Raw genomic sequence first — 24,748 nt, 5'->3', positions numbered from 1 at the left:
AAGTTTTTCACTCGCGGAGCCAATACCTCTGTGCCTTCTTTTGCAAGGTATAATTGACCCAATATCTAGCTCTATGACTTTTGTGCTCCAACAAAGTAATAAAAGAAAGAGACTCTAGAGCATACACAAGTATGTAACGAGGGCGAGCGAGCGTCGCCAACACACGAGGGTGCAAACAGTGAGGAGCTAGCGCTATAACATAAGTGTTACGACAAAATAGCAAAGGCAAGAAACCCTAGGAGCATACATAAGCATGTCACTAGGGCGAACGAGTGTGGACAACACCGTTAGGTGAAAAAGGTGACGAGCGAGGGCGACAGCTAAACAGGAATCGACATCACCTCTTGATACGCCGCAACCAACTTATTACGCACTTGGATCCCCATTTGTAGGCTCAAGCTGGCTTTTTGCATATCCACCATAACATCATTTAACGAGACATTACTTTTACCTAATGTAAAGTCTTCTATCTGTTTTGCCGATTGGTTTCTCACGGTATTGATTTGATTAACCGCTGAAACCAGATGATCGGCAAATCCAACGGGTTCAACCACCGGTTTTTGATGGTTTGCGGCCTGTAATGCCGTTGTCTGTAGCTGCGACAACACCCCTTCAATTGCTTGGATTGTCATTTTCTTCTCTTCAATGTCTGTGCGAACAACCATCGCTGTTTTATATAGCTGCATACCCTAACACAGCCTTTTTAACTTGAAGCCGATAAATAACACCAAAATGATAGGCTGATTCCGTCATTAGATTTATCAGAGTCATCAATAATAGCAGCGTAAAAAAGTGACGTTACGAAGAGGGAATAACATTGTTTCGCCAAAAGTGTTTTCATCTGTTGATTCTGCAAGGCAGGGAATATCTATGAGTGCCGCATCGAAAGAGACGGGAGAAGCTTCAAAAGGGTTTGCATCTATTGCAGCACGCTTCAAAGCATCCCCAAAAATCCCATTAATGATTGCTGGCGCCGCAGCGATTGCCGTCGTTGTCGCCCTACTTCTTTGGCTACGCAGTCCGGATTATCGTGTATTGTTAAGCAATCTCAGCGCAAAAGATGGCGGTGATATTGTCAGCCAATTAACCCAAATGAACGTACCGTATCAAATTGCGGATAACGGCAGTGCAATTTTAGTACCCGCCGAAAAAGTTCATGAACTTCGTCTGAAATTGGCACAATCAGGATTACCTAAAGGTGGCAATACAGGCTTTGAACTATTAGATAAAGAGCAGTTTGGGATTAGCCAATTTAGTGAGCAAGTTAACTATCAACGTGCATTAGAAGGTGAATTATCACGCACGATTGAATCACTCAGTCCTGTTCAAAATGCACGAGTGCATTTAGCTATCCCCAAACCGACATTATTTGTCCGTGAACAGAAACTCCCCACCGCTTCGGTGACCGTCGGCTTATTGCCCGGACGCATGCTAGACGAAGGACAAATCACGGCAATTGTCCATATGGTATCAAGCAGTGTCTCTGGCCTAACGGCGGCTAACGTGACCATCGTTGATCAAACGGGTCGCTTGCTCACAAATAATGATAATAGCCAACAATCTGCCAACAATGCGCAAATTAAAATGACCAAAGAGATGGAATCCCATCTAAAACAGCGCATTGAAGACATCATTTCGCCTTTAGTGGGGCGCGCTAATGTGCATGCCCAAGTCACGGCACAAATGGATTTTTCGAAGGTTGAACAAACCTCCGAAGAGTATAAGCCTAATCAAACGCCAAATAGCGCAGCCGTACGCTCTCGCCAAAATAGCCAAAGCTCGCAAAACAATACCAGTGGTGTAGGTGGTGTGCCAGGTGCGCTATCTAATCAGCCACCAAGTGCGCCAAGTGCCCCTATTTCTACCGATAATAAAGGTGCAAATTCGGCACAAAATAGCCCTTCTAATAATGGCTCTAGCCTTTCACAAAGTGATGAAACCACAAACTACGAAGTCGATCGCAAAATTAGCCATACCCAACGTCAAATTGGCGTTATCGACAGACTATCCGTAGCTGTGATCATCAACTATTTACCGCAAGATGGTGAAGATGGCACACAACAGATGAAACCATTATCACCAGAAATGATGCAGCAAATTGAGTCGTTAACCCGTGAAGCGATGGGCTATTCCAGCACACGCGGCGATTCACTGAGTATCACTAACTCATTGTTTACCAACGATACTGTCGTTGAAGAACAACCATCCATGCTTGAAAACCCTCAATTTATCGCTCAAGTGTTGGATTACGGCAAAATCATCTTGATAGCCATCATTGCTTGGTTGATGTGGCGTTTCGGCGTCAAACCACAATGGGTGAAATATCGTCAAACTCAACAAGCCCAATCGGCGGCAGAAGTGTTTGTGGCGGCTCAGCCTAAAACCCCTCTCGTGGTCGATGAAGAAATTAATGAAGATATGGACGAACAAACCCGTCGTCGCTTAACTCGCCAACGTGTGAGTGCAGAGATCCAAAGTCAGCGTATTCGTGAAATGGCTGAAAAAGATCCACAAGTCGTGGCAATGGTTATCCGTCAGTGGTTAGGAAAAGCACAATAATGTTAAGTGGAACCGAAAAAAGTGCCGTGATGCTAATGACTCTCGGCGAAGATCAGGCCGCTGAGGTCTTTAAGCATTTGAACCCAAAAGAAGTGCAGCAACTAAGTATGGCTGTTTCAAACATGCGCCAAATCTCTAACAATGAGTTAGCAGAAGTGCTCACTGAGTTTGAAGAATCGGCGATTCAATTTGCGGCATTAAATATCAATACCAATGATTATCTCCGTTCGGTACTGGTTAAAGCGCTGGGTGAAGAGCGTGCAGCTAGCCTACTTGAAGATATTTTCGATAAGCAAGAGAGCACATCAGGTATTGAAAGTCTTAACTATATGGAGCCACAAACTGTGGCCGATATTATTCGTGATGAGCATCCACAAATTATCGCAACCATATTAGTTCACCTTAAGCGTAACCTTGCGGCCGATGTTTTAGAACTGTTCGAAGAGCGTCAACGCAATGACATTATGTTGCGTATCGCAACCTTTGGTGGTGTGCAACCTGCTGCTTTAGCAGAGCTGACGGAAGTCCTCAATAATCTGCTTGATGGACAAAATCTCAAACGCAGCAAAATGGGTGGCGTAAGAACAGCGGCTGAAATTATTAACTTAATGAAAAATCAGCAAGAAGAAAGCGTTATCAACGCAATGCGCGATTACGATGGTGAATTGGCACAACGCATTATTGATGAAATGTTCCTATTTGAAAACCTTATCGAAGTCGACAATCGCAGTATTCAACGCATCCTACAAGAGATCTCCAACGACTCTCTGGTTATTGCGCTCAAAGGCTGCAATCAAGCTCTACGCGACCACTTCCTCAACAATATGGCTGTTCGTGCGGCTGAAATTGTGCGCGATGATTTGGAATCCCGTTCACCAGTACGCATGTCTCAAGTGGAAAACGAGCAGAAAGCTATTCTTATGGTTGTCCGTCGCCTAGCAGAAAAAGGCGAGATCACCATCGGTGGTGGAGACGATGTCTATGTCTAAATCCCCGATTAATCCAGAAGCATGGCAACCTTGGCAGTTGCGCGAACTGAATCAATGGGATCTCAACGCCTCCGGTGTCTCTTCACCGGAGGAACTCCCTGAGCCAACCAAACCAGCAGTACCATGTCTTGAACCCCAAGAGGTACTCGAACAAATTAATATTCTTGATAACTTAAAAGAAGAAGCTCAACGAACAGGTTTCCAACAAGGTTATGAGCTAGGTAAAAAAGAAGGCTATCAAGCTGGTTTTGAACAAGGTCAACGAGAAGGTACAGAGCAAGGCCGCCAGCAAGCACTGGCTCAAGAGCAACCAATTATTGATACATGGCAAAAGCTGCTATCTGAATTTCATTATTCATTAGATAGTTTCGATACGGTGATCACCACTAAGCTTTTACAAATTGCTTTAACTGCCGCAAAACAAGTGCTCGGTCAATCCACCATTTGTGATGGCACGGCCTTGCTGGAAGAGATCAGCCATTTGTTACAGCAAAAACCGCTGTTTTCTGGGCAACCTGAACTACACGTTAACCCAGCTCACACAGCATTGATCGAGCAACATTTAGGCTCGCTGCTGAATTTGAATGGCTGGCGCTTAGTTGGCGATCCGAAGCTGCATCTTGGTGGTTGTCGTGTCGTCGCTGAAGATGGCGAAATCGATATGACAGTGGCAACACGCTGGCAAGAGCTATGCCGCCTCTACGCACCGGAGACACTCTCATGACCGTACGAATGAGTCGCTGGATTGCTGCACTTGAAGGTTTTGAATCCCGAATGAAAGGGATCCCAATGATACGCCGCTATGGACGACTGACAAAAATAACCGGGTTAGTCATGGAGGCAGAAGGGATCAAGATGCCATTAGGCGCCACCTGCTTTGTCGAACGAGCCATTAACGATCGCCATGACGAAGTAGTTTGTGAAGTTGTCGGTTTTAATGGCCCACGCATGCTATTGATGCCACTTGCTGACCTAGAAGGTATTGCGCCGGGCGCGCGCGTCTATGCACAAACTAACGGTGATGATGGACAAACCAGTCGTTTGTTGCCATTAGGGGATGAACTATTAGGACGCATTCTTGATGCGCAAGGTACACCGCTCGATGGAAAAGGCCCATTAGACGCCAAGCAACGGGCGCCATTGATCACGCCTCCTATTAACCCATTAGAACGCACGCCTATCCATAGTGTTTTGGATGTGGGCGTACGCGCCATTAACGCCTTACTGACCGTTGGGCGAGGCCAACGCATGGGGCTATTTGCAGGTTCAGGGGTCGGAAAAAGTGTTTTACTCGGCATGATGGCGCGTTTCACTCAGGCGGACATTATTGTGGTTGGCTTGATTGGTGAGCGTGGTCGTGAGGTCAAAGATTTTATCGAAAATATTTTAGGGGCCGAGGGCTTAAAACGTGCCGTTGTGGTTGCGGCACCTGCCGATGTCTCGCCACTATTACGTATGCAAGGGGCTTCTTATGCGACACGGATTGCCGAGTACTTCCGTGACCTAGGAAAAAACGTATTGCTGATCATGGATTCCCTCACCCGTTACAGTATGGCTCAACGAGAAATTGCCTTAGCCATCGGTGAACCTCCTGCAACAAAAGGTTATCCACCTTCTGTTTTTGCCAAATTACCTGCATTAGTCGAACGGGCAGGTAACGGCAAAAATGGTGGCTCTATTACCGCTTTTTATACCGTATTAACCGAAGGGGATGACCAACAGGATCCTATCGCAGATTCTGCCCGCGCCATTCTCGATGGGCATATCGTGCTATCAAGATCACTGGCGGAATCAGGCCACTATCCGGCTATCGATATTGAGGCATCAATCAGCCGAGCGATGACAGAGTTAATTGATAAACAACATTATCGCCAAATCCAACGCTTCAAGCAGCTCACCTCCAGTTATCAACGCAACCGCGATCTGATTAATGTGGGTGCGTATGCAACAGGCAGTGATCCGCTGTTAGATATGGCAATCCAATATTACCCCCGTATGTCGAAGTTTTTACAACAAGACATTGATGAGCGCTGCGATTATCAAAGTGCTTGCGAACAATTGGTGCATGCTGTTCCAAATGAGTAATGAGGGTTAAATGAGTAAAAACAATGCGTTAGATACATTATTGAGTTTAGCCGTTGAGGCCTCTGAAGAAGCCGCAAAGGTGTTGGCCCAAGTTCGACAAACGCAGGTACAAATGACTCAACAACTCAATATGTTAGAGAACTATCAGGCTGAATATCGACAAAAATTAAACCAAACACTGCACAGTGGGATAGATGCTGATAAATGGCAAAACTACCAGCAGTTTTTAGTCACATTAGAACTCACCATTGAGCAACAGCAGCAACAGCTTTCATTATGGGAGCAACGTGTTAGCGAAGCTAACCGCCATTGGCAAGAAAAACAGCAACGCGTCAATGCATTCGACACTTTAATTCAACGTGCTGAGCAAACTAAAAACCAACGTTTAAACCGCCTAGAGCAAAAGCAGATGGATGAATATGCTCAGCGCGCAATGTTACGGAGAAATCAATAAATGGACGTCAATAATACAGGCTCTCCAGCCATTACGGCAGCAAATGGCGCTAAAAACGGCCATACGCAGCCAAATCAATCACGTGCTGATGATAACCAAGAGGCGGTGGTGCCTTTTCAAGCCGCGTTGGAAAGCCAGCAACCCACGCCACAAAAAGCGTCTACGTCTGAACCAACGATGGACAAGCAGGCTAATCAAAAACCTGCAAGTGCTGATGAGCGTTTAACAACCAAAGCCCATGAGCCATCCACGGGAAAAGAAAAGGAACAGGCAGAGCAGGCAATTGAGCAACTAAATTATAGCCGCCACTTACGCAACGGTAGCGAGCAACCTGCTTTACAATTGCAATTATTGGCGCAATCAGACGCTGTTGAGCAAGTGTGGTTAGCTAACCTGAAAAATGCCGTTGATCAGCAAACCCTGTCGTCAGCAACAACAAAATTTGCTGATGGTCAGCGAGCGGCTTTAGTGCCATTTGCCCAAAAAACTCAACCTTTAAATGACTCGTTGGTGGCGATGGCAACAATGGATGAGCCAATTGACCTAAGTGCTCAAATGCAATTAGCCGGCGAAGAAGAATCGCCATCATTAGGGGCTTTCATTAAAAATGAGCGAGAGCCGCGTAAAGATCAACCACTTTTCTCACTCAATGAAGGCCGCGAGAGCTTAACCAAAAACTTATCCTCAGACTTTATGCCATTAAATAAAAAACTGGCGGATAAAGAGGCACCAAGCTCCATCGTACCTACCTTTGCGACGGCAGATAACGGCGCCCTAATTAAAGGGGCATTTACCCCGACAACGGGCAGTGATGCCATTCAAATGGCACCTTCATCACCCACTCAAACGGTCAGCTTAACGCCGCTGCCTAACAGTTCTCAAATAGTTTCGACGAATGTGCCCGTTATCCCCATGCAGCCGGGAGTACCATTAGGCAGTGAAGCCTGGCAACAGCAATTGAACCAACATATGCTGTTTTTCTCACGCCAAGGGGTCTCACATGCACAAATTCGCTTACATCCGGAAGAGCTTGGCTCGTTAAATGTTCACCTACGCATTGAAGATAACCAAGCCGTTATGCATTTTGTGTCGCCTCACAGTCAAGTACGTGCCGCGATGGAAACCATGATGCCAATCTTACGTAATGCGTTACAAGAAAGTGGCATCCATTTGGCTCAAGGCTCGGTTGGGCAAGATAACTTTAGTGGTCAATCGAATGCGGATACGCACTCAGAGCAAGGTCACGAAAAAAATCTGTATGGCGGACAAACGCTTAGCAGCGTGACAAGTACTGAGATGGCGGCAGTGTCACCGACGACTTCCACCATTCGCACACGAGGTGGGATCGATACATTCGCTTAATTTTTAAACGAGAGGTGGTGATTTCGTAATTAAAGCGCCGAGTTACCCCCTTTTTGTTTCGTTTTTCCCCCCTTTAGTCTGGCTCAATCAAGCCATAATGCTAAAGATAACAAAGTAAAAAACCCCGAGGTGGGTTTGGTCTTCATAAATAGGAATTTTGCTAACATGTCGTCTTCAAGCAATACATCTAAGAATTCAAACAAAGGGTTGCTCGTGCTGTTCGCCCTTCTCGCCATTGCCGGTGCGGGTTTTGGTGGTTATACATGGTGGACAACGCAACAGACGGCAAATTCAGTTAATGAGGAAGAGAAATCACCTAAGCTATCCCAACCTATTTTTATGGATTTAGAACCTTTTACCGTCAACCTTCCGGGACTGAACGAATCCCCCGATCGGGTTCTGTATATCAATATCACGTTACGATTAGCAAATGAGAAATCACGCAAGCAACTGCATGATTTTCTACCTGAAGTCCGTAGCCGTTTGTTGTTATTGCTATCAGAGCAGAAGCCGAAAGCACTCAGTACTCATGACGGTAAATTGCAATTAATGCAAGCCATTAAAAAAACTTTGTCTCCAACTGTGATCCCCGGCGAAAACGATCAGGAGATCACCGACGTGTTATTTACGACATTTATTTTGCGGTAATTCAGATGAGCGATAATATTTTATCTCAGGCTGAAATCGATGCGTTGCTCAATGATGACGCACCATCGTCAAATGAATCAGCGACACAACCTAAAGACAAAGAGCAGGTTCGCCCTTACGACCCGAATACCCAACGTCGTGTTATTCGGGAGCGGATGCAATCACTCGAAATTATTAACGAGCGGTTTGCACGCCAATTCCGTATGGGGTTGTTTAATATGTTACGCCGTAGCCCTGACATTACTGTTGGTGGCATAAAAATCGAGCCTTATCATGAATTTGCTCGTAACTTACCTGTTCCTACAAACTTGAACCTTATTCATATGCCACCGTTACGCGGCACGGCATTATTCACATTCGAACCTGCGCTGGTGTATATCGCGGTCGATAACTTATTTGGTGGCGATGGACGTTTTCCTGTTCGCTCAGAAGGCAAGGAATTTACCAATACTGAGCAGCGCATTATTCATCGTATGCTGAAATTGGCTTTAAGCGCTTACCGTGATGCTTGGAGGCCTATCGCTGATATTGATGTGGAATATGTTCGTTCCGAAATGCAGGTGAAGTTTACCAATATTACGACATCGCCTAATGACATCGTGGTCACGACACCTTTCTTAGTCGAGATAGGAAATACCATTGGTGAATTCAGTATCTGTATCCCTATTGCCATGATTGAACCGTTACGTGAACGGTTGATTAACCCACCTGTGGAGCAAGGACATCAAGAAAATGAAGCTTGGGTGAGTAATTTAGTCACCCAAGTCAAGCGCTCAGAGTTAGAGCTAGTCGCAAATTTTGTCGATATTCCACTGCGGATATCTCGCTTACTGCAATTGCAAAAAGGGGATGTTATCCCTATTGAGAAGCCAGATCGCCTCATCGTTAGTGTTGATGGCGTGCCTGTGTTGACCAGTCAATACGGAACCCAAAATGGCCAATATGCATTGCGTGTAGAACATTTGATTAACCCTGTTTTAAACACTCTAGATGAGGAAAGTACCAATGAGTGAGGCGAAGAATTCTCCTGATGCATCAACCAATCACGACAGTGAGGACTTATGGGCTGAGGCACTGGAGCAACAAAAGAAAGCGGAATCCGCCTCTGCCGGTGCACAGGCGTTTGCAAATCTTGATGGGCAAAATGCACTCAATCAGCTTTCTGATATCAATCTTATTATGGATATCCCCGTTCGCCTCTCTGTCGAACTGGGGCGCACAAAAATGACGATTAAAAAGCTATTAAGTTTGTCACAAGGCTCTGTCGTTTCTCTCGATGGATTAGCCGGTGAGCCATTGGATATTCTCATTAATGGTTACTTAATTGCACAAGGTGAAGTTGTAGTCGTTTCTGATAATTACGGTATCCGTATCACGGACATCATTACACCTTCAGAGCGTATGCGCCGTTTAAGTCGTTAATAAGACAGCGGAGACTAGACTGAAATGAAAACAACACCTTTTATCAGCCAGACCGAACAACCTAGCAGCCAAATATCCCCTGCGATTAGCAATAGCGATAGTTTAGTGCAAGTTTCAGGGGCGTTAGGTGGCATCATTTTGTTGATATTGGCCGGTGCTTGGCTAGTGAAAAAACTTGGTTTTGCGCCTAGAAATTTAGGTAAACCCTCATTAATAAAAGTCAAATCGAGTTGCTCACTAGGCAATAAAGAGCGTGTTATTGTGGTTGAAATGAATAACGAATGGCTGGTGCTTGGTGTCACGGCACAATCTGTTAATTTACTCCATCAATGCCCAGCTAAAAATGAAACTGCACTCACTTCAGTGACTGAGCCACTCACATTTCAGTCTATCCTAAAGAAAAAACAAGATGCCGCCAACCATGCGGCTTCAAATCTCTCTAATTATAACTAACTGGAAGCGCTCATGTTTTCTGTGAAATCCCCAGCAATGATCGCTTCGTTATTATTGATGCTGCCTATGCAAGCTCTAGCATCATTACCGCCTGTAATCAGTCGAACATTACCCGATGGTGGGCAAAGTTGGTCGTTACCTGTCCAAACCTTACTTTTTCTAACATTGCTGGGTTTTATCCCTGCACTGTTATTGATGATGACAAGTTTTACGCGCATTATCATTGTGCTAGGCTTGCTGCGTAATGCGCTTGGAACCCCTTCTGCGCCACCAAACCAAGTATTATTAGGCCTTGCGTTATTTCTCACATTTTTTGTGATGTCGCCTGTTGCCGACCAAGCCTATCGTGAAGCTTATCAGCCATTTAGTGAAGATAAAATCAGTTTAGAAACCGCTTTAGAACGCGGCACAGCCCCCTTTCGTACTTTTATGTTAGGGCAAACTCGAGAAAGTGATTTGGCTCTTTTTGCACGCATTGCCAAAGTCGGTGAGATCCAAGAAGCAAAAGATGTTCCAATGCGGATTTTAGTACCTGCATTTATCACTAGCGAACTAAAAACCGCATTCCAAATTGGTTTCACTATTTTCATTCCATTTCTGATCATTGACTTAGTGGTTGCCAGTGTCTTGATGGCGCTTGGGATGATGATGGTGCCACCCGCCACTGTCTCTTTACCGTTCAAATTAATGCTTTTTGTTCTGGTTGATGGATGGCAATTATTACTTGGCTCTTTATCACAAAGCTTTTTTAATTAAGGGATCACAATGACACCCGAATCGGTTATGGCACTGGGCACTGAAGCAATGAAAATTGCCTTAATGTTAGCGGCCCCACTATTATTGGCGGCACTCGTTGCAGGGTTGACGATCAGTTTGTTGCAGGCTGCAACCCAAGTGAATGAGATGACGCTGTCATTTATCCCTAAAATTTTGTCGGTCATCGCGGTAATTATTATTGCAGGGCCTTGGATGCTCAACCTATTACTGGATTATATGCGTACGCTATTCAGTAATCTGCCCTTTATTATTGGCTAATCATGTTAACGATTACCAGTGAGACACTCACACTCTGGTTAAGCCAAGGTTTCTATCCTTTTATACGCCTTTTAGCGCTGTTTGGTACAGCGCCCTTTTTTAATGAAAAGCAATCTATTACTAAGGTACGAGTTATCTTAGCGTTTTTTATAATCTTAATAGTTTCTCCGCAACTTCCTGTCGTTAACATTCCCTTATTTTCAGCGATGGGGCTATGGGTCATCGTACAACAGATCGTGATTGGCGTGGCTATTGGACTGACCATGCAGATGGCATTTGCGGCTGTGCGCCATGCCGGTGAAGTGATTGGTTTACAGATGGGGTTATCTTTTGCAACGTTCTTCGACCCAACCGGTGGGCCAAATATGCCTATTTTGGGGCGTATTCTAAATTTAATTATGTTGCTGCTTTTTCTCTCATTTGATGGGCATTTATGGTTAATTTATATTCTTATTCACTCATTTGAATTGATCCCAATTCAAGTTTCCCCTCTTAGTCGAGATGGCTTTTGGTCATTGGCTCAATTTGCGAGTAGCATTTTTATTAATGGATTAATGTTGGCATTACCATTTATCACGCTGTTTCTGATACTTAACCTTGCTCTCGGTATTCTTAACCGAATGACTCCGCAGTTATCGGTATTTGTGGTCGGTTTTCCACTGACTCTAACTATCGGTATCAGTATGCTTGGGTTAATTATTTCGATTCTTCCTCGTTACAGTGAACGACTGATTCATCAAGCTTTTGAGCAGCTATCCTTGATGTTTGGGTTACTTGGGGGGTGATTCAGAAGATGCGAATTATTGAAATATTCATGGTCATAAATAATTAAGTAGGATAGAAACATCCTACTTATGTTCTTTTATTGAGTTATCAAAAAATACATTTTCAAAAGAATGATAACATTATCCGCAATAACATCTCTTTTAAATAAAATATTATAAAAATTTCAATCATCATAATTATCCCTCGTTTTATACACTGCACCAGACAAGGGAAAATAGTAACAGTAAAATTACCGAGGTATTATTCACAAAAAAATAACACACAGAGATAAAAATCATAATTGAATTTTAACTAGTCTTAAATACTATTAAGACAATAAAAATCTAATAATGGTTATTCTAAAAGCTGCTCATATAGCAGTGAACATATATAAATAACAGTAAAATCACCGATTTCTAAGCTGACCTACGTCAGTAACTATGTTATTCCCCAATAATTCAACCTAAGCATCAAAATGTATATTTATGGCTATCTCAGTCTATTCTCTAATTTAGTATTAAAAACAAAAAAGTAAAATCTTTATTTAAAAAAAACTCATCAGAGAATTATCATAATTTGTTAATCTATATTTAGGATATATTTAATTTTCAAACCACCTATACAACAATATAGGTAGCCTACTGACTTGTAATCAAAAAAAGTGAAGCGACAGCGTCTACTTTTCTCCGAGGTCAGTTATCGATGATGGCTTTTTAGCCCATTAACTTAGCTAAGCCTGGTTAGGTTGGGCTTCTTTTGACGGTGCAATCCAAAATATCCCTAGTCCATTGATTGGTGCTCTTATCAGGTACACGTTGTAATCTTTCGATACTACAGTGTGATTCAGAGGCTGAGTCGAAAAACGCTAATGGCGATATTGAGGTGTTTCGAGTTAATTCGAAAAAAGAGCTCCGCTTAAAAGGCGGAATTTTGCCCTATTCTATTTATGATCAGCTGTCCGAGGTTGACCAAGGGCTATCGTTGATAATAAACGCTTAGGCCGCACATTAGAATTGATAAAATTGGTTCAGGATAAATGGTAATACGCGTTCTCAAGGCGTTCCTCCGGATAATGGGCCATCTAACGGACGGAAAAGAAGCCTAAACGCATACTCAATCATGATGATATACTTGAAGCCTTAACTCAACTTCAAACTCGCACTGAGGAAATATTTGTTTTATTTCAGTAGGATGCTTATCTCAGAGCTCAATTGATAATCGTTATCAAATTGGTCATAAAGATGAAGTCTAAGTGATTGGGGCTAACTAATATGGTTCTTTTCGTGAGCAAAGTGCCTCATATAAACCAGTTGTATTTACAAAGCAGATTGATAAATCCTCGCCTTTATTCTCGGTGACTTTGGACGAAAATAAAGAATTAGAAGCGACCTTTGTATTTTATAGAACAAGCCAAAATGGTCACCTTGAAAAATATTATAAAATCAGTCAGATGTTTCATTTTTCTAAGCTGCCTATACGGCAGTGAACTCTATTCTTTTCGATTGTTACTTTAGCGATGGTTTCTAAGCTGCCTATACGGCAGTGAACAACACATTGACTCGGGGGCTCGTATTGATGAAATTTCTAAGCTGCCTATACGGCAGTGAACCAATATGAAAGATTTTAACTTCAAAATATTCTTTTCTAAGCTGCCTATACGGCAGTGAACACTTTTCAACGCTTGCTGATGTGATGACATATTTTCTAAGCTGCCTATACGGCAGTGAACAAGGCTTACTTCAATGAAATTACACCTATTGATTTCTAAGCTGCCTATACGGCAGTGAACGCCACTGATTTGGGGAGATTTTGAAGTGCTTGATTTCTAAGCTGCCTATACGGCAGTGAACAAGTAAAGAGCTATACGCTTCAACTGGCGCGTTTTCTAAGCTGCCTATGCGGCAGTGAACCGCTCTTTCCGAACAGGGGATAAAGGTTAGCGTTTCTAAGCTGCCTATGCGGCAGTGAACAAAAACAAGACAAAGGTAACTATGCACTGAAATTTCTAAGCTGCCTATGCGGCAGTGAACAGGACGCTACGGAAAACATCAAAGTTAGATACTTTCTAAGCTGCCTATGCGGCAGTGAACGGCGTTTTTAGCTGTATCTCGCCCCTTATCTTTTTCTAAGCTGCCTATGCGGCAGTGAACGTAGGCCGATGAAAGTACAGCCTGTATTGAATTTTCTAAGCTGCCTATGCGGCAGTGAACACGAGGGTTATAATCTAGATAGAATGAAACCATTTCTAAGCTGCCTATGCGGCAGTGAACTATAGCGTATCAAATAAAAAATAAGTCACAACAAACAGTTAAAGCTATTTTTATCAAAATACCTTCTTTTTTACAGTCTGCTGCAACTTATTGTTTTTATGTTTAATTTTTAAAGAGCAAAAAAACAAGGGTAAAAAAGGTCAAAAATGTGGAACGGTGGCAACCTCTTCGCCTTTCCCCATAGACTGACTTAACCCATAACAATTAAACGTGCCTGCCTTTGCTTCCTTCGCAGCAACACACCGAATAAAGAGTGGAAATGGACGATGCCCATCGCCTTCTGTTTTAGACTTTGTTTGCTGACTTTCCATCCAAATAAAAGGTAAACGACTACGCGTTTGAGGCTCTTTTATTGCGCTTAAACAGACCTCAATAGGCTGCCCTGATTTTACTGAATACAATTGAGCTTTCTTATACCTATCCAGTTCAAGACGCTTTGCACCTTTTACATGTTGACGCACATAACTAATTGGCGTGGCATGCTCTGGCACCGCTTGAATCGACTTAATATGCACATAATCCGCTAGCCTCATTAGCCAGTGACTGATATTTAACTGAGTCAGCGTTTTTTCAGTCTTTGCGAGCAAACGCAATTTTTTTCCTAACCGGAAGCCAACACTTCCATATTCAGGAAATGCAACCGCAACTTCGCTATCACCGGCCTCAGACTTATTTTCTACCAACGCAATATGTATTTGCTGATAGACCTTTTGCCATAAAAAGTCCAACGGTATCGTCGAATCAGGCAGTAATGTGATCTCCTGATAATAGTCCATAGTTCACCTTATTTGTCACTTTCCCCAAAGACACCACCACGCACCAAGACCGCCATAACATAGTGTTCATCTTCGAGTCGTGCCAATTTTTCACCACGAGCCCATTTATCAAAATGCGTATAAAAGTCCTGTTTATCGCTAGGAGTTCGATATGCACGACCAAGGTTAGTCACGGCTCCATAAGGTTCAATAGCAATTGCCCCCGCACTATTAACTTCATCGTTATAATCAGGATACCAAGTATCAATAGAGCGTAGAGCATTGCCTATTTTTTGTGAATGCATCGCCGCATGACCGTTCACATGATAAAGGATCTTACTTTTATCACCTTTACCTTTATCCAATACCAACTCTTCACTAGGATAAACTTCCTGAGACTGCCCGAGTTGGGCATAGGTGGTAATTTCAAGAAGTAGTGCCCCTTCACTGTTTGCCAGTGCAGCAGCAATTTTAGCGCCTAACTCATTCACTTTATCATCTTGCTTTTCAAAACTACGAATGCTGTATTGTGTCGCATCAAATGTCCATTGCTGCTCTTGCCCTTTATTTAATACTTTCACTTCAACTTCAATTTTTTCAGCGCCCACGCGGTTGCGCCATAAGAAGCGTGCATTAGCAATATTATGCGCATAACGGCGACCAAGCTCACGGAAACCTTCCCTAGCAATATATTCTTTTGCCGCTTTAGTATAACTTTCTTTAAAAGAGGCATTATTACAAGCAGATGGCGTCTCTACACCCCCCAAAATTTTGAGTGTAAATTGATGCTTTAACGTATCTTGTTGAGTGCCTAATGCACAAGCATCAACTGTTTGTAAGTTGGCTTTTTCTACTTCAGCGTTCAATTTTAATGGGTCGTTTTTAACCGGACCTTTTAAACGATTTGAAATGGTACCTCGGACTGACTTTTCTTGTAGCACGAGCGGTGTACATTGTGATTTATGATCCCAACTCGTACCATAAAAATAACCATCTGAAGGAACTAATTTTTTTTCAAATGCCAGTACTGATGCTACATCATTATTCTTCGCCATTGTTACTCTCCGCTCGTAAAATATTTTGATTCAACTTGTTGGCATAAATAGAGACTATTTTCTAAGTTATTACTGTATTTCCATAATATTTCATTGGGATGGCCTATCTTATTGACCATAACAAATTGACCAAGCGTCACAAGACTTTCCGCAAACCGATGGGGAACGTTTGGGTCTCGTTGATTTTTAGCCTGACCTAATGGGGAAATACCTTGGTAACCTGTCGCTATTGGTACAATCCAGCCCGCTGTTTTACGCTGAACTTTCCACTCATAGTGTTTGTTTTTTGATTCATTTTGAATGTCTACTTCAACGCATTGATTATGGACAGTCACATAGTCTAAAAGCGCATCCATAGCATCTTGACCATCTTCCATTGCAGATACCATTAAGTCTCTACGCTCAATCAAAGCGTAGCCGGGCACTAAACTATTGAATAAGCTACGTCTATATTTCCCCATATCATCATTGGCAGGCAAATAATGCATCTGAGGCAGATCCACAGACAAAATATCGCCACCAGCCAGTTTCATCATTGGGATTAGCTCATAAATCCGGTCAACGATTGATTTATCCGTTAACACATTACCGTACTCATCATTTCTATCTGAAAATTCAATCAGTAATGAAACGTCTAAATGACACCGGGCTTCTTCAATAAACGCTGAACGGTTACCCTCTTTATCGAGTGGGTTACCCGTACCGACGATTGAACTTACAAAATCACTAGGACCTTTATACGTTTGTAAATTACATTCGTGGCTGATAACCGCGATTGACTCGAGTTGTAATTCTAAAAAGCCTATCTTTCTTAATTTAAGCTCTAGCGCATGCATAAACCCTAGCCATGCTGTCATGGCAGGAAAACCGATAGTGAATGGACTTGATAGTGCATTAGCATTATGTACTTTCAGATGTGAGAGCTTTATTAGATTCATTGAATTGTTCATCTCAATAATTCCTTATATCTCGCAACAACATCAACAATGGCATTAAACTCATCGTTACCTAAAAATAATGCTTTTTTGCCATTAACTACCTTGTAGCCTGCAATAAATTGACGAGCAATTTCTGGAATTAATATTTCGAGCCAGTCATCCGTATTATCTCGTTGTTCTTGATTATCTGGAAATAACCATGTTTTTTGATAGTTGGAAATCTTATTTGGTAATGTGATATTTTCCTGTTCCAAAGCACGGCGAACTTTCCACATCATGACGATAATATAATCCACATATTCTTGAATTCGGTTATCTCGGTATTCAATAAAGCGGTTACCTCGTTTATCTTTCGGTAAGTTAATTAATCCATGGAAAGCTTGAAATGTTTCCTTGGTGTGCCATGGATTTATCGCATCAGTAAAAAAATTCGTTTTTGGTAAACGTGTTTCTCGAATATTCAACACTGGGGGCAAAGAAAGCAATAAATGGGCTTTCCCTGCATTTTGATTATTTAAAACTGAAATATTTTGTGGTTTAGTGCCACCAAAACCAATGGTTGTGAGCCCATAAATCTCTTTAAAACCTACCTCGCTATATTCCCCTTTACGTTTTAGATCACGTAATGTCTTAGTCTGTTCAGAAAAACGAATATCATCAATGCGGCGGCGCATTTCAAACAACAATCCTGAAGGGGTTAAAATAGACAATAAGTGATAGTCTTCGTCATCAAACCACACCGGAAAATAGACTTGTTTGATTTTTGAACTCGTCACCACCGAATCATCCGTTGCGCTCATTGCCAAAAAACCATTTCTTATCTCTTGATAAGACTCGTTATTCAGAGTTAATAACGTTTTTGCAAGTTGCGTTTCCGCTTCAATATGCGCTAATAACGTTGCCCCATCTTGCATCTGTAATGTAAGAAATTTATAGACATCTAATGCCGCTGCATTACCTAATGCATCAGGCTCTACAGCAACATTGCTTGAGCGTAAAAAGCCATCATTCGCTTGCTTTGCATTAGCGATAATTGCACTAACATAGCCATTTTTATTTTTACGTGCGCTAGGATGGCTAAAGGTACACGGGTGAGTCGAAAGCGATATTTGCCCTGCTCGTTTTGCCGCATTCGGTAACCATTGCGATAAAGCAAAAGTATCTTCACACTGTTGCTCTATTTGATGCACTTCTGCTTCACTCATAGAAGCTTTTAGATTCTTTTTAAGCCAGCCTTCTTTGCGCTCAGCAAAAAAGGCTTCTATTGCTGGATCTAACATATTTTGGCCCTTGTGACTTAACTTATCTATTAATCTAGCTTATACACAGATAGCTCCCCACTTATCTCAAGCTATATCCTATTTCCCCATCTGATAAACATCACGTTCAAAAATAAGTAGAAATACTCCTTTTTTGCTAAGTGATGCAAACTACCTTTTTATTGGGTATACCCCCATCTGGTCATCATAACGATATCCATCATGTACATTTAAACATTTTAAAAACGTTATCTCGCCATAAAACCGTGAAAGTGAAGTGATTTGCTCTGCTTCCTCTGTCTGGGATTCGAGAGATTTCGCATAATCCCGAACTAACCAAAGCCTCTTTTTCATTGACTCAGGGAACTCTATGAAATGAATTCCATTCTGAGCCCCCACATTAACCCAACCATTTTCGCGATGATATTCACTAAATTGCATTTCCCCTCTTGGTAAGATTTCCAACACCAATCGAAAAGAAGGGGCGCCGCTACGAAAAGATGCTATCTGTTGAGATATTGCTGTCATCCACCAATTACCATGGGTATAACCCCAAATATGAGATGCTGCATTACTGGGTATTGTTTGATGATTTGAACGTCGAGTGGTTCTTCTTGATGATGTTGCTGAATTTTCTGCCCGTTTAGGCGGGAAAATATGCTCAATTTTAAATGTATACTTTATCGCTGCATGCTCTAAACAGGCCAAATTAGTGTGTTTTTTACTTTCATAATTTGCTTGCTTTTGTATTCGAGGGATCGCATCAACTGATTTGTTTAATTGTTGTTCATCAACCAGTTCGTAAAGATCATGAGTCGATAACCCTAAATTAATATATCTATTTTCATAGCCGGGTCGAGAAAATGGATTATCATTGCCTTCTTCAAACCCTTTTAAGTTGTATTGCAATAACGCCATATTAGGTTGTGCCACTTCCCCTTCTCGATGACGACGAACACGCCCAGCGATTTGAATAATAGAACGCCAGGATGAAGGCTCTACCACCGCCCAATCAAAATCATGATCGCGTCCTACTTCTTCTACTGGTGTAGCAACTAGAATAAATATCAGATGCTTAGCTTTCCCCTCTGCACTGACTTGTGCGAGATGTTGGCGAATGATCGCATCATTTAGCGCATCAGGTTCTTCTCCTGATTTTTCCTTACGTTTTAAAACACTATCTAAATGTTGTTCCTGTTCATGCCGTAGCAATAGAACTTGCTGGCTATGGTAAGCCATAGTGCGGATCTCAACCTCATCAGGGCACTCACACTCAAGTAAGAAACGCGTTAGATCAATACAAGGTAAAATATTGGCAACACGGATTACGCCAAATGAAACTTGGATACCCGTGCGTTTATCAAGAAAAGCATGGTAATGATGTTGGGTTAATACAGCATTGAGGATGTGATTAAAATAACATTGCTGACTCTCTTGCGTATTATCCTTTGGTGTAGGAACTATTAATGCCTTACGGCGTGCAGGTTGCTGCCCTAACACTTTGGCTCTTTTATCAATAAACTTGTCATGGTACTGCTGATAAAAGTAAGGGGTATTTTCATCATTAGCCACAAGCGTAGCAGCTAGCGTTGAAGATTTACATTTCTCTTTTACGGGGTCATATTCCCCCTCATCAATCCACATACAACCAATCTCTAAAGACTGTTGACGGCTTTTTGCATGAGCATGCCACCCAGATTGATAAGCATGAAAGTAAGCTAAAGCAGTATCTGGGGTTATTGTAGCGGAAGAGATCATCACTTTACGCCCAAGTAACCCAACCATATGGATCAGACGCGCGATGGCTGCCGAGTCAGCCTCAATAAAGTCATCGACCTCATCAATCACAAGATCTGAAGACATTAAACGTAAACAAGGCAGAATATAACGGCCGCCACGAATGGTTTCAGTAGCCCCTATAATATGGTCGATAGTACAAGCTAATACAGGAGCATAGAGTAAAGCCCTATCTTTCTCCCTTGTCAGTACGGTGGATAATACTTCTTCTGGCAGAATACCTGACCATTTATTCTCATCCCATCTGAGCATTTCTTCATTTTCATCAAATAACATTTCTTGTGATTCAGAGCCAGTTTGGTGAGGCTTCAAATCATTTGATTCGCTATTAGTCTGGTGTGAAGAGGTATCATTCGAGGCTTCTGATGCATTTTCATTCTCTTTTGCATTCTGATGCAGTTGAGCCACCGCTTTAGAGCCAATTAAAACCGCAAGATCCCTTTCGCCTAGCCCAATCTTGTTTTGATCTTTATACTCATCCCCTGTTTGTAACGTTAATGTGCGTAACCCTAACGCTAAAATATAACGTAGACTCTGCTTATCTTCAGATAATGCTTGCATGATTTTGGCATTAGCCCGCGTTTTACCGCAGCCAGTACTCGCCATATTGACAATAAAATAACCTTTAATGTCATCATTACGCTCTTTGCGGTATTGATAAATTGAATTAACCGCATCTTCTTGCCAACTAAATTTCCCTGTGCTGTTTTTATCATATGCAAGCTTTGGAACATCACTAGCAAACGGCGGTTCACTTTCAAAATAAGGTAATGTTTCTGCAATATCTCGAGCAGTTTCAGCGACCTTGACGAGATGTTCATCAAGTTTCTGTTTAAATGTAACTTGCGGAATATTGTTAATATTGCGGATTTTGTGTGTGTTGGCATAAAGTGCAATATCACTGTGCCATTGTGGGTCATTCCCTTGAGATGAGTAATTATGATCTCCTAGCATTAAGCAAAGGCGAGCATAGTGAGCGATAACTCGCCAACTCCCATCTGCCATTGCTTGTTGGAACAAAGGGAGTTGATTTTTTAAATCAGTTGCCGCTTGTTGAACGGCTTGGACCCACGCTTTGGAGTTACTCAATAAGCCATTAGGGAATTCAAAACACATCTTGATGCGTTGTTGAAATTGAGCATCGTCATTCCCGTTTCTATAGCCCCAACTTTGTTTTATCTTAGCCAATAATTGAGTATGCAAATTAATGGCTTTGTCCTGCCAATTACAAAGCTCTTGCTCATCTAAGAAAGGTAACTTATGGTGAGTTAAAATTAGCCAAGTCAACAACGCTGCCGCATCGGGTAATTCAGCGAGTGGATTTGATGCTAAACAATTATCGTTTACGCATTGCTGTAGCTGTGATTCATCCCATTCTTGGTGAATGAGCGCATCAAGCCATTTTTCCTCACTCCCTTCCGATGAATGGATTTTAACCAATGAACTAAACAATATTGAGGACACCCACTCATGCCGAACAGGGTCACCTTTAAAAGGCATTTTAACGGCTGGATTCAGCTTATCTTGAAATAAGCGGGATGCTTTCCCCCAGTCATGGAATAAGGCTGCTAACCTAGCAACAGCGGCAATTAAAGAGAGATATTTCCAATCATTTTCAAACTCGCTGCCTAAAAATGATTTTTCAGTACGGTTCACCGGAACATGCCCCTGTGAATTAAATTTATTGCGATTCCCAACGACCCATAAGAGTTGAGAGCGTGATCGAGAGCGTATCCAATGACAGCTTACAGCAGTATTGCGACTGGCGCTTTGCCTCAGCATTTTTTTGACTGTTTGTAAGCCGTCTTCAGTGATGAGGGTTTGCCATGTGTTATCACCAATACGGTTAGCAAATGCATCCAATACACGTCGTGTTCTTTTTAGTGCATGTTTTTCACATTGCGAAACAAAAGTGACCATCATAATTTAGGCTCCTGAATTTGTTGCTCTGAGCCGGTTTGTAACGCAATCGTTTTAACGGTATCAAAAAGAAAGTCTAAGGCGTGATTATCGATGAAAGATTGTAAGATTTGCTGGCGGAACTCTTGCTCTGAGGCTCCCTCTTTAGCGCAAATAAAGGACCAAGGGAGAACGATGGCATCTTTAATTAAATCTGCGACATCAAATACCAGCGCGCCGCGTCGGGTTTTGCCATGCATAACCGCAAAACCGTGAGGGATCCCGAGTACCCATAAGCAACTCGCTGCCAAACCATATGCCAAATAATTACCGTGGTTTAAAAAGGCATTCGCTTTATCCATGGCTTGATGTTGACGTGTGAAATTTTTTTGCCCCGTGTTATTTGCTGCATATTTATAAAGTGCCTTCGTTAATTGGGCTTCTGTGAGTAATAGCGTCTGAGGGTCATCCGCCGCCTCAGTTCGTGTATGAAAGGTTTCTAAGGCATTTTGGATCAACGTATCATTATAAATAAACCCTTCATTCTGCAATTCTCGGGAGCTTTGCCAAGTCTTCTGTAAATAGCTGATGCGAGATCGTTGTAACGTTTTAGCGGCAGCTAAACGCTTTTTATCATCGAACCAAAAACGCATCCAACCTTGCAAATATTCGGTTGGCCGATATTCACTTTGTGGTGTTAACCATTCTACTTCCGTTGACATATATAAAGGTGTGCCACCGCCACCACAAAAACCAACCAGTACCCCAGCCTGTGAAAGCATTCTCATCGCAGCTTGAGTAATAGAGGTGCCAGTGCCTAATAGCAAAACTGTTGTATTCGCAATGGGAATATTGAAATAGAGGTTTTCATTTTTCGCTTCGGTGAAGTAGAGAACTCGACCATCTTTTTGCATAACGCGGCAATGCTCTAAATAGTACATATTAGCGCGCTTGGAATGAAGGATAGTTTTTAAATCAGCGGGAGAAAAGTCATCCATGTTGAATTAGCCTTCCATTGACTTGGTTAAATCATATGACTATTTAAATACAGTTTAACTTAAGTGTTGTCTATAGCTATTCATTGTTTGTAAAGAGTACATGGTGATTTTGGGAAGCTGATCGCAAAGCGTTTTATCAAAAATAACTTATTGATTGTATTTAAACGTACATGTTAATACTTGTTTATTTAATCTATATTAATAAATGGATAACTGCCTATACGTTTATGTATGTGACCTACGGCCTTCTAAGGCGTTGGCCTTATGTCTAATCTTCCTATACCAATGTGAGTTTTATTTTCCCTTTATTACTGCGCTGGCGGGAGTTGAACCCGCGTCTTATTTCTAAGCTGCCTATACGGCAGTGAACTAAACGGGATCAGGGTTTCGTCATACTTCATATTTCTAAGCTGCCTATATGGCAGTGAACACTTACCGAAACGTAATTTGCTTAATAGTGATTTTCTAAGCTGCCTATACGGCAGTGAACATGGGAGAATTGTTTTACTGGTTTTCTTTTATTTTCTAAGCTGCCTATACGGCAGTGAACACGGGATCATTCGGTGCAACACCGAGCATGCTTTCTAAACTGCCTATACGGCAGTGAACGGTTTTTTTTCTCGAACATAATTTTTCTGTAATTTCTAAGCTGCCTATACGGCAGTGAACATTGCCTTGCTGGTCTGCGAAAATTAGCCACTTTTCTAAGCTGCCTATACGGCAGTGAACGCATTAACTTCCTGTTATCGTCATGAGTAATATTTCTAAGCTGCCTATACGGCAGTGAACAATTAGCTTACCAAACAAAATCCCTAAATAACAATTCGTTAGCCTATTTTTTAGAAAAATACCTTCTTTTTTATGACGCTTAGTAACTTATTGTTTTATTGGCTAATTTTTTAAAGAGCAAAAACAAAGGGTAAAATAAAGAGTAAATCATCTTAAGAGAAATGCAATATAGGATAAGAGAAAAGAAAATAATTGTAGGGAAAAATAACGATACGGTAATTGCGCCAGCCTCAAATGAGTTGAGACTGGCACACGTCTTAACGACCACCAAATAATGACATGCTATTTAAATCTTTAAAAATATCTTGCGATGCTTGGAACATAGCCATTTCTTTATAATAGTCTGTTGTGACTCCAGTCCAATTTGTATCCAACAACTCACTTATGCGCTGACTATTTTGAATACTTCTTGTATCTGCTAGAAAGTTTAACTGATCAATTTCTTGTAGTTGCAACCCCTGCTTCGACTCAATATTTGAGATTTTATCTAGCGCTGATTTAACCGCTGTATTGGCGCTATCTAATGCTTTTTGAGCTGCCTCTTTTTCGCTTTGTGTTGCTTGGTCTTGAGGCGTTTTCAGCGCAGCAATGCCTTCATTTAACGCTTTGAAAACATTCACGACATTATTGCTATCCGTTGCAAACACTTGTGCGCCAGTAAAGTAAGTGGTCATTTCGCGATCGCTGGATACATTCTGCATAATCGCTTTATCGCCGCCTTTGTAAATCACATCGCCCGCAGCATTCACCTCAAATGGTGGCTTGTCAGATTTATAACCTGCAAAAATATAGCGACCATTACCATCTGTCGTGTTGCCTAACGCTACCAGCTGATCTTTCAAACCGCTTAATTGCTCCGCAAGTGACATTCTGTCACTATCACTCAAACTACCTTGGTTTGAAGCTTGAATAATTGTTGTATCAATCTGAGTGGTAACCTCTGTCATCTGGGTCAACACGCTCATCTGTAGCAGCATGCCTGTTTTGGCAAAACCTCGACTTGCCACATATTGCTGGTTGCGGTTTTCAGATTGATTAACACGCACCGCCTGCGATGAAGCTTGGGGGTCATCCGACGGCTTGCTGACACGCTTACCGGATGCCAGTTGGCTACCCGCATCCATCCAACGCGCTTGAGCATTATTCATATCTTGCAAGCGCTGGTGATAAATCATATTCGTACTTAAACGCATAATAGAATCCTTTTAAATGACTA

At 42.1% G+C, this 24,748-nt stretch carries 21 protein-coding genes, 1 pseudogene and 2 CRISPR repeat arrays; of the genes and pseudogenes, 14 read left to right on the top strand and 8 right to left on the bottom strand.

Features of this window, described 5'->3' with window-relative positions:
* Positions 1–320: 320 nt before the first annotated feature.
* Positions 321–632 carry a flagellar hook-basal body complex protein FliE gene (fliE, locus tag PR833_RS13920; protein ID WP_014658077.1) on the bottom strand — a complete coding sequence of 104 codons (312 nt, stop codon included), beginning with the start codon at positions 630–632 and terminating at the stop codon, positions 321–323.
* A gap of 238 nt (positions 633–870) precedes the next feature.
* On the opposite strand from fliE, the gene fliF reads away from it, so the two are divergent.
* The 14 genes and pseudogenes from fliF to PR833_RS13845 all read left to right on the top strand — a co-directional run.
* Positions 871–2,559 (top strand): flagellar basal-body MS-ring/collar protein FliF, encoded by a 1,689-nt coding sequence (gene fliF / locus PR833_RS13915; RefSeq protein WP_004918690.1) that lies wholly within the window; start codon positions 871–873, stop codon positions 2,557–2,559.
* Entirely contained in the window at positions 2,556–3,548 is a 993-nt protein-coding gene (gene fliG, locus PR833_RS13910; RefSeq protein WP_036944176.1) for a flagellar motor switch protein FliG, read from the top strand. The genes fliF and fliG overlap by 4 nt, the downstream gene beginning before the upstream one ends.
* Positions 3,541–4,272 (top strand): flagellar assembly protein FliH, encoded by a 732-nt coding sequence (fliH, locus tag PR833_RS13905; protein ID WP_014658075.1) that lies wholly within the window; start codon positions 3,541–3,543, stop codon positions 4,270–4,272. Before fliG ends, fliH begins: the two co-directional genes overlap by 8 nt.
* Positions 4,269–5,633 carry a flagellar protein export ATPase FliI gene (fliI, locus tag PR833_RS13900; protein WP_004918680.1) on the top strand — a complete coding sequence of 455 codons (1,365 nt, stop codon included), beginning with the start codon at positions 4,269–4,271 and terminating at the stop codon, positions 5,631–5,633. Before fliH ends, fliI begins: the two co-directional genes overlap by 4 nt.
* A 10-nt stretch (positions 5,634–5,643) precedes the next feature.
* Positions 5,644–6,087 carry a flagellar export protein FliJ gene (fliJ, locus tag PR833_RS13895; RefSeq protein ID WP_004918676.1) on the top strand — a complete coding sequence of 148 codons (444 nt, stop codon included), beginning with the start codon at positions 5,644–5,646 and terminating at the stop codon, positions 6,085–6,087.
* Positions 6,088–7,449 carry a flagellar hook-length control protein FliK gene (locus PR833_RS13890; RefSeq protein WP_272526226.1) on the top strand — a complete coding sequence of 454 codons (1,362 nt, stop codon included), beginning with the start codon at positions 6,088–6,090 and terminating at the stop codon, positions 7,447–7,449. It abuts the gene before it with no gap.
* Positions 7,450–7,614: 165 nt separating this feature from the next.
* Positions 7,615–8,097, top strand: coding sequence for a flagellar basal body-associated protein FliL (gene fliL, locus PR833_RS13885; RefSeq protein WP_004918672.1), 483 nt, complete (start codon positions 7,615–7,617; stop codon positions 8,095–8,097).
* A gap of 5 nt (positions 8,098–8,102) precedes the next feature.
* Complete coding sequence (fliM, locus tag PR833_RS13880; protein ID WP_004918669.1) at positions 8,103–9,110, top strand: flagellar motor switch protein FliM; 1,008 nt, start codon at positions 8,103–8,105, stop codon at positions 9,108–9,110.
* Positions 9,103–9,519, top strand: coding sequence for a flagellar motor switch protein FliN (gene fliN / locus PR833_RS13875; RefSeq protein WP_004918665.1), 417 nt, complete (start codon positions 9,103–9,105; stop codon positions 9,517–9,519). The genes fliM and fliN overlap by 8 nt, the downstream gene beginning before the upstream one ends.
* A 24-nt stretch (positions 9,520–9,543) precedes the next feature.
* A complete protein-coding gene (gene fliO, locus PR833_RS13870; RefSeq protein ID WP_272526224.1) occupies positions 9,544–9,972 on the top strand; it encodes a flagellar biosynthetic protein FliO in 429 nt (142 codons plus the stop codon).
* A gap of 12 nt (positions 9,973–9,984) precedes the next feature.
* Positions 9,985–10,728, top strand: a complete 744-nt coding sequence (gene fliP, locus PR833_RS13865; RefSeq protein ID WP_014658072.1) for a flagellar type III secretion system pore protein FliP — start codon at positions 9,985–9,987, stop codon at positions 10,726–10,728.
* A 9-nt stretch (positions 10,729–10,737) separates the two neighbouring features.
* On the top strand, positions 10,738–11,007 hold the full coding sequence (gene fliQ, locus PR833_RS13860; protein ID WP_004918656.1) for a flagellar biosynthesis protein FliQ: 270 nt from the start codon (positions 10,738–10,740) through the stop codon (positions 11,005–11,007).
* A gap of 2 nt (positions 11,008–11,009) precedes the next feature.
* Entirely contained in the window at positions 11,010–11,792 is a 783-nt protein-coding gene (fliR, locus tag PR833_RS13855) for a flagellar biosynthetic protein FliR (RefSeq protein ID WP_004918654.1), read from the top strand.
* A 1,274-nt stretch (positions 11,793–13,066) separates the two neighbouring features.
* Positions 13,067–13,204: pseudogene (locus PR833_RS13845) on the top strand (type VI secretion system tube protein Hcp); the annotation flags it as partial.
* A 28-nt stretch (positions 13,205–13,232) separates the two neighbouring features.
* A CRISPR array of direct repeats spans positions 13,233–14,042; the repeat unit is 28 nt; unit sequence TTTCTAAGCTGCCTATACGGCAGTGAAC.
* 140 nt (positions 14,043–14,182) lie between these two features.
* Here the strand turns inward: PR833_RS13845 and cas6f are convergent.
* From cas6f to flgL, 7 genes are all read right to left on the bottom strand, one after another.
* Positions 14,183–14,818, bottom strand: coding sequence for a type I-F CRISPR-associated endoribonuclease Cas6/Csy4 (gene cas6f, locus PR833_RS13840; protein ID WP_004918644.1), 636 nt, complete (start codon positions 14,816–14,818; stop codon positions 14,183–14,185).
* Between the two features lie 8 nt (positions 14,819–14,826).
* Positions 14,827–15,852 (bottom strand): type I-F CRISPR-associated protein Csy3, encoded by a 1,026-nt coding sequence (gene csy3, locus PR833_RS13835; protein WP_004918643.1) that lies wholly within the window; start codon positions 15,850–15,852, stop codon positions 14,827–14,829.
* A 2-nt stretch (positions 15,853–15,854) separates the two neighbouring features.
* Positions 15,855–16,802, bottom strand: coding sequence for a type I-F CRISPR-associated protein Csy2 (gene csy2 / locus PR833_RS13830; protein WP_272526223.1), 948 nt, complete (start codon positions 16,800–16,802; stop codon positions 15,855–15,857).
* Complete coding sequence (locus tag PR833_RS13825; protein WP_121874877.1) at positions 16,799–18,070, bottom strand: type I-F CRISPR-associated protein Csy1; 1,272 nt, start codon at positions 18,068–18,070, stop codon at positions 16,799–16,801. Before PR833_RS13825 ends, csy2 begins: the two co-directional genes overlap by 4 nt.
* Before the next feature lie 150 nt (positions 18,071–18,220).
* On the bottom strand, positions 18,221–21,769 hold the full coding sequence (gene cas3f / locus PR833_RS13820) for a type I-F CRISPR-associated helicase Cas3f (protein WP_171830859.1): 3,549 nt from the start codon (positions 21,767–21,769) through the stop codon (positions 18,221–18,223).
* Positions 21,766–22,743, bottom strand: coding sequence for a type I-F CRISPR-associated endonuclease Cas1f (cas1f, locus tag PR833_RS13815; protein WP_004918636.1), 978 nt, complete (start codon positions 22,741–22,743; stop codon positions 21,766–21,768). Before cas1f ends, cas3f begins: the two co-directional genes overlap by 4 nt.
* Before the next feature lie 342 nt (positions 22,744–23,085).
* Positions 23,086–23,532: a CRISPR direct-repeat array (repeat unit 28 nt; unit sequence TTTCTAAGCTGCCTATACGGCAGTGAAC).
* 257 nt (positions 23,533–23,789) lie between these two features.
* Positions 23,790–24,725 carry a flagellar hook-associated protein FlgL gene (gene flgL, locus PR833_RS13810; protein ID WP_014658063.1) on the bottom strand — a complete coding sequence of 312 codons (936 nt, stop codon included), beginning with the start codon at positions 24,723–24,725 and terminating at the stop codon, positions 23,790–23,792.
* Between the last annotated feature and the right edge of the window lie 23 nt (positions 24,726–24,748).

The sequence above is a fragment of the Providencia sp. PROV189 genome, assembly GCF_028480065.1.
In the GTDB taxonomy this organism is placed as follows: Bacteria; Pseudomonadota; Gammaproteobacteria; order Enterobacterales; family Enterobacteriaceae; genus Providencia; species Providencia stuartii.
This window is presented reverse-complemented; position numbering and strand designations above follow the sequence as displayed.